Origin of the sequence: Streptomyces sp. GC420, from assembly GCF_009916105.1 — a bacterium.
GTDB lineage: Bacteria > Actinomycetota > Actinomycetes > Streptomycetales > Streptomycetaceae > Streptomyces.
Window position 1 is genome coordinate 1 of the sequence record NZ_JAAAXQ010000438.1, and the last position, 5,779, is coordinate 5,779.

General features: G+C 73.8%; 5 protein-coding genes. 3 read left to right on the top strand and 2 right to left on the bottom strand.

What is annotated here, in order from left to right; all coding sequences use genetic code 11:
• The coding region (locus tag GUY61_RS33405; protein WP_208106779.1) for an RICIN domain-containing protein at positions 1-700 on the top strand (700 nt) is incomplete at its 5' end.
• Between the two features lie 103 nt (positions 701-803).
• Positions 804-1,502, top strand: coding sequence for an NADPH-dependent F420 reductase (locus GUY61_RS33410; RefSeq protein WP_398957820.1), 699 nt, complete (start codon positions 804-806; stop codon positions 1,500-1,502).
• 391 nt (positions 1,503-1,893) lie between these two features.
• Here the strand turns inward: GUY61_RS33410 and GUY61_RS33415 are convergent, their stop codons facing one another.
• On the bottom strand, positions 1,894-2,571 hold the full coding sequence (locus tag GUY61_RS33415; protein ID WP_166634078.1) for a response regulator: 678 nt from the start codon (positions 2,569-2,571) through the stop codon (positions 1,894-1,896).
• Complete coding sequence (locus GUY61_RS33420; protein ID WP_166634079.1) at positions 2,568-4,169, bottom strand: sensor histidine kinase; 1,602 nt, start codon at positions 4,167-4,169, stop codon at positions 2,568-2,570. The genes GUY61_RS33415 and GUY61_RS33420 overlap by 4 nt, the downstream gene beginning before the upstream one ends.
• Positions 4,170-4,348: 179 nt before the next feature.
• Here GUY61_RS33420 and GUY61_RS33425 point away from each other — a divergent pair, with 179 nt between their 5' ends.
• Entirely contained in the window at positions 4,349-5,749 is a 1,401-nt protein-coding gene (locus tag GUY61_RS33425) for a cation:dicarboxylate symporter family transporter (protein ID WP_313896988.1), read from the top strand.
• The last annotated feature ends 30 nt before the right edge of the window (positions 5,750-5,779 follow it).

The following is a 5,779-nucleotide window of genomic DNA, read 5'->3' on the forward strand; positions in this document are numbered from 1 at the left end:
GGACGGGACGTCCGGCGCGGCGGGGGCGGGCGCCCGGTCCCTCTGCGGTGCTCCCGCCGCCGTGCCGGAACCCGGCGCGGGCCGGCCCGCGCCCGGCTCCGCAGGCCGCACGCGCAGGTGGCCGTGGCTGGTCGCGGCCGCCGTCGCACTGGCCCTGGCGGGCGGGGGTGCGGCGGGCATCATGGCGATGCGGCAGGACGGGACCGAGGCGGGCGGGCCGGGATCGTCGCCGCTGCCCCCGCCGGGCTATCCGCGTCCCGGCGGGCCCTACCTCGTCCGGCTCGCCCACTCGGGTCTGTGCCTGTCCGAGCGCGCCGAGGACCAGACCGGACAGGTCTTCCAGGCGCCCTGCGAGACCGCGCTACCGGCCTACTCGCTGGAGTTCGAGGAAGGGGGCCGCTGGCGGATCGCCACCGACCACCCGGACTTCGGCCCGGGCTGCACCGGCATCCGCCAGGGCGCGGGGGAGGAGGGCGCGCCGGTCGAGGACGACTACTGCGGCACGCGCGGGCAGTCCGAGGAGTTCCGCCTGGAGCGGGTCGCCGGCCGGGCGGGCGGCTACCGGCTCCGGCCGCTGCACTCCGGCCTGTGCCTGTCGGTCCCCGGCGGTACGAAGGAGGCGTGGGCGCCGGTCCGGCAGCTCGACTGCGGCAAGGGCGAGGGCGCTCGGGGCCAGGTGTTCCGCTTCGACCCGGTGTGACCGCGGCAGGCACCACCGGGGTCATCCGCACCACCGGAGTCGTCCGCGCGGTCCGCGTCACCCGCTCGGCCCAGCGCGGGGAATCCGTGACGTACGAAGGCGGTTGAGGCTCAGCATGACCACACTCGCACTCATCGGCAGCGGACACATCGGAAGCACCGTGGCAAGGCTCGCGGTCGCCGCGGGCATGGACGTCGTGCTCAGCAATTCACGGGGGCCGGAAACGCTCAAGGAGCTCGTCGACGAACTCGGCGGACACGCGACGGCGGTGACCGCGCAGGAGGCGGCGGAGGCGGGCGACCTGCTCGTCGTGTCGGTCCCGCTCAAGGCGTACCGGAGCATCCCGGCCGGGCCGCTGGCGGGCAGGACAGTACTGGAAACGCTGAACTACTACCCCGAGCGCGACGGGCACATCGCGGAGCTGGACGCGGGCACGGTCACCAGCAGTGAGCTCGTGCAGCGCCACCTCGCGGGGGCGCACGTCGTCAAGGCGTTCAACAACATCTTCTTCCGGCACCTCCACGACCTCGCCCGCCCCTCCGGCGCCCCCGACCGCAGTGCCCTGCCGGTCGCGGGCGACGACCCGGCCGCGAAGGCGCGGGCCGCGGAGCTCCTGGACGCCCTCGGCTGGGACACCGTCGACGCCGGGCCGCTCGCCGACAGTTGGCGCTTCCAGCCCGGCACCCCCGCCTACGGCCTGCCGTACCTGACGCGCCCCGACGCCGCCCTGGCCGAGGACCCGGGCGCGCCGGCCCCCGCCGCGAAGATCCGTGAGGCACTGGACGCGGCGGTCCGCGGCTAGGTGTAGTGCCGCGTCGGTCGGGGTTTGCCCGCTGAGGAGCGGCGTCCGGTGCTCGGGGGTACCTCCTGCCGGAGGCGGGGGGAGCATCGCAAGGCGGCCGGAAGCCCTCGTAGTGGGCCTGCTCGGGCTTTCGGCCAACGCACAGCGTGGGGGTACCTCCCGCGCCCGGAGGGCTGCGGGGGAGTGCCGTGCAGGGCGTCGCGACGGGGCGAACCTCGGCTGACGCGGCACTGGCACCGCGCCCGAAAAGGATCACCGGTCGGTGCCGTGACCGGAGGGAATCACCGGCTCGCGGCGCCCGCTGCGGGTCCCCCGCGGCTCTCCGGACGCGGGAGGGCCCCGGCGCCGGACGCGCCGGACGCCCGGGAAAGCCGGACTGCCGGCGGGGCGGTCAGCGGCCGCTCACCCACCGGTACTGGAGTTCCGGGCGGCCCACCTGGCCGTACTGCGGGCTGCGTTCCGCGCGCCCCGCGCTCACCAGGTGTTCCAGGTAACGCCTGGCCGTGATCCGGGAGATGCCCACCGCGGACCCGGCCGCCGCGGCCGTCAGACCGTGTTCGGCGGCGCGCAGCGTCCTCGTCACGGCCTCCAGAGTCGGGCCGCTCAGCCCCTTCGGCAGCGCGGCCGGCTCCGGCGCCCGCAGAGCGGCGATGGCGCGGTCGACCTCGTCCTGGCCGCCCGCCTCGCCCTCCGCGGCGCGGTACTCGGCGTACCGCTCCAGCCGGTCCCGCAGGGTCGCGAAGCTGAACGGCTTCAGGACGTACTGGACGACGCCCAGAGAGACGCCCTCCCTGACCACCGCGAGGTCGCGGGCCGAGGTGACGGCGATGACGTCGACGGCGCGTCCGCCGGCCCGCAGCGACCGTACGAGGTGCAGCCCGTGCCCGTCCGGCAGGTACAGGTCGAGCAGCAGCAGATCGACGCCGCCCCGTTCCAGGGCCCGGCGCGCGCCGCCGCCGGAGTGGACGACACCGGCCACCTCGAAGCCCGGGACGCGGCTCACGTACAGCGCGTGCGCGTCCGCCGCCACCGGGTCGTCCTCGACCACCAGCACGCGGATGCCGCTCACGCCGGGACCTCCGAGACCGTGCGCAGCGGCAGCCGGACCGCGAACTCGGCGCCGCCCTCGTCCGAGCGCCCGAGGGCGATGGAGCCGCCGTACCGCCGGACCGTCTGCCGTACCAGCGCCAGTCCCAGGCCGTGGCCCGAGGCCGACTTCGTCGACCAGCCGCGCTCGAAGATCTCCTCCGTCGACGCGGTGTCCACCCCCGGCCCGGTGTCGCGGACCCGGAGGACCAGCGAGCCGTCCACGGCCCGCGCCGCCACCGTGACCCTCGGGCGGTCGCCCGTGCCCACGGCCGCGTCCACGGCGTTGTCGATCAGATTCCCGAGGATCGTCACCAGGTCGCGCGGCGCGAGGGACTCCGGCAGCAGCCCGTCGTCGACCTGGCTGTCCTCGGTCAGCACCAGCTCGACGCCCCGCTCGTTGGCCTGAGCCGCCTTCCCCAGCAGGAGCGCCGCGAGCACCGGCTCGCCGACCGCGGCCACCACCTGGTCGGTCAGTGCCTGCGCCAGTTCGAGCTCGGCGGTGGCGAACCCGACGGCCTCCGCCACCCGGCCCAGCTCGATCAGCGAGACGACGGTGTGCAGCCGGTTGGCCGCCTCGTGCGCCTGGGACCGCAGCGCCTCCGTGAAGCCCCGCACCGAGTCGAGCTCCCCGGCCAGCGCCTGGATCTCGGTGTGGTCCCGCAGCGTCACCACCGTGCCGCGCCTGCCGCGGCTCGCCACCGGCTGCGTGTTGACCACCACGATCCGGTCCGCCGTGAGGTGGACCTCGTCCACCCTGGGCTCCGCCGCCAGCAGCGCGCCGGTCAGCGGCGCGGGCAGGCCCAGCTCGGCCACCGAGCGGCCGACCACGTCGGTGCCCAGCCCGAGCAGCTCCCGCGCCCCGTCGTTGATGAGGGCGATCCGCCGCGCGCCGTCCAGCATCAGCAGCCCTTCGCGCACGGCGTGCAGCGTCGCCTCGTGGTAGGCGTGCATCCGGCTCAGCTCGGTGGCGTTCATGCCGTGCGTGTGCCGGCGCAGCCGTGCGTTCACGACGTACGTGCCGAGGCCGCCCAGGGCCACGGCGCCCGCCGCGACCGCGAGCAGACCGCCGAGCTGCCGCTGCACCCGGGCGCTGATGCTCTCCACCGTGATCCCGGCGGAGACCAGGCCCACGATCCGCTCGCCGTCGTACACCGGGGTGACCACCCGCACCGACGGTCCCAGGGTTCCCGTGTACGTCTCGCTGAAGGTCTCGCCCTCCAGGGCGCGGTCGATGTGGCCGAGGAACGTCTCGCCTATCCGCTCCGGCGTCGGATGGGTCCAGCGGATGCCCCTGGGGTTCATGATCGTGACGAAGTCGACCCCGGAGCCCCGCCGCACCCGCTCGGCATAGGGCTGGAGCAGCGCCGTCGGGTCGGGCTCGCGGATGGCGGCGCGCACCGACGGCGAGCCCGCGACCGCGACGGCGGTCGCCATGGCCTGCCGCTCCGCCGCGTCCTCGGCCTCGCCGTGGGCGGTGAACCAGCTGAAGAGCGCGCACCCGGCCACGACCGCCGCGACCAGCACGATCTGCATGGCGAAGAGCTGGCCGGCGAGGGACCGGGGTCTGGGAACGCGCATGGGGACAAGTCTGCACCCGCCCGTGTCACACGGACGAAACGTGAACCCGGGGCCGGAACGCGAACTCAATGAACGCAAGGATGACCCCCCTCACATGCTCCGGGATATTCGGGCCATCGCCCAGAACGTGAGCCGCACGCCCTGCGCGTTCCCTGGATGAACTCGAAGAGGAGGCACCCGTGGCCGTGGCAGCACCCGCCCGCCGGGACCGTACCCACTATCTCTACATCGCCGTCATCGCGGCGGTACTCGCCGGCATCGTCGTGGGTCTGGCGGCTCCCGGCTTCGCCCAGGAGCTGAAGCCCCTGGGCACCGGTTTCGTCAACCTGATCAAGATGATGATCTCGCCGATCATCTTCTGCACGATCGTGCTCGGCATCGGGTCGGTACGGAAGGCCGCCAAGGTCGGCGCGGTCGGCGGCATCGCCCTCGGCTACTTCCTGGTGATGTCCCTGGTCGCCCTCGGCATCGGCCTGGTGGTCGGCAACCTCATCGACCCCGGTACGGGCCTCGCGGTGACCGACGCCGTCAAGGAGACGGGCCAGAGCCAGGTCGCCGCCGAGGCCAAGGACACCACCGAGTTCCTGCTCGGGGTCATCCCCACCACGATCGTCTCCGCGTTCACCATGGGCGAGGTCCTCCAGACCCTTCTCGTCGCCCTGCTCGCGGGCTTCGCGCTCCAGGCGATGGGTTCGGCGGGGCAGCCGGTGCTGCGCGGCATCGAGCACATCCAGCGGCTGGTCTTCCGCATCCTCGCCATGATCATGTGGGCGGCGCCGGTCGGTGCCTTCGGCGCGATCGCCGCCGTGACCGGCTCGGCGGGCCTGGACGCGCTCAAGAGCCTTGCCGTGCTGATGATCGGCTTCTACATCACCTGCTTCCTCTTCGTCTTCGTCGTGCTCGCCGCTCTGCTGCGGGTCGTCGCGGGCCTGAACATCCTCACGTTCCTGCGGTACCTGGGCCGCGAGTTCCTGCTCATCCTGTCGACCTCCTCCTCGGAGTCCGCGCTGCCCCGCCTCATCGCGAAGATGGAGCACCTGGGCGTGAGCAAGCCGGTGGTCGGCATCACCGTCCCGACCGGCTACTCCTTCAACCTCGACGGCACCATGATCTACATGACCATGGCCTCGCTGTTCATCGCCGACGCGATGGGCGACCCGATGTCGCTCGGCGAGCAGATCCCGCTGCTCCTCTTCCTCCTCGTCGCCTCCAAGGGCGCGGCCGGCGTCACCGGCGCGGGCCTGGCCACCCTGGCCGGCGGTCTGCAGTCGCACCGGCCCGAGCTGGTCGACGGCGTCGGTCTGATCGTCGGCATCGACCGCTTCATGAGCGAGGCCCGCGCCCTGACGAACTTCGCGGGCAACGCCGTGGCGACCGTCCTGATCGGCACGTGGACGAAGGAGATCGACCGGGAGCGGGTGGACCAGGTGCTCGCCGGACACCTGCCCTTCGACGAGCAGACGCTCCTCGACGACGACCTGGACGCGCACGACGACCGCCCGGCGACGGCCGGTGTCGCCCTCGGCAAGACCGCCCCCGCGGCGGGGGCCGGGGACAAGGAGCCGGCTCCGGTCGCCTGACCCGCCCCACCCCCTGACCGAGGCCGGGCC